General features: G+C 51.0%; 2 tRNA genes and 1 rRNA gene. All 3 read left to right on the top strand.

Annotation, left to right across the window (positions count from 1 at the left end):
• Nucleotides 1-116 (top strand): 5S ribosomal RNA (gene rrf / locus LQE92_RS14395); the annotation flags it as partial.
• 4 nt (nt 117-120) lie between these two features.
• Nucleotides 121-194: transfer RNA gene (locus LQE92_RS14390), tRNA-Ile, on the top strand.
• A 105-nt stretch (nt 195-299) separates the two neighbouring features.
• Nucleotides 300-372: transfer RNA gene (locus tag LQE92_RS14385), tRNA-Ala, on the top strand.
• Nucleotides 373-559 lie beyond the last annotated feature (187 nt).

Raw genomic sequence — 559 nt, 5'->3', positions numbered from 1 at the left:
TGGTGCCGATACGTTCAGGGGAAACACCCGTACCCATCCCGAACACGATGGTTAAGACTTGAGCGGCCGATGGTACTATGCTGGAGACGGCATGGGAGAGCAGGTGGGTGCCAGAATTTTGGGCTTATAGCTCAGCTGGTTAGAGCGCACGCCTGATAAGCGTGAGGTCGGTGGTTCGAGTCCACTTAAGCCCATGCAAAGAAGACCAAAGAAAGATGAGCTTGAGGAGGAAAGGCCCACTTAAGCCCATGCAAGGAAGACCAAAGAAGAAAACGATAGAGATGACCAGAAGCCCGTATGGGGGTGTAGCTCAGTTGGGAGAGCACCTGCCTTGCAAGCAGGGGGTCAAGGGTTCGAATCCCTTCATCTCCAGGAAAGCCTTTTCCGAGATGGCAGCCGAATGCCGGAAGCCAGAGAGGGAGAGAGCTTTTAGAAAGACAGTACCTTGAAAACTGCACATTGGAAAAGACATCAAAAAAAGAAATGAAATCAATTTCAAACAGAGCAAAAACCTAAGCCAGGCTCACGGGACGCTACCTGTGAGGGAAAACCTGGTCAA

Origin of the sequence: Lientehia hominis (genome assembly GCF_021044755.1) — a bacterium.
In the GTDB taxonomy this organism is placed as follows: domain Bacteria; phylum Bacillota; class Clostridia; order Lachnospirales; family Lachnospiraceae; genus Lientehia; species Lientehia hominis.
Note: the sequence above shows the minus strand (reverse complement) of the source record. Positions and strands in the feature narration are given on the sequence as shown.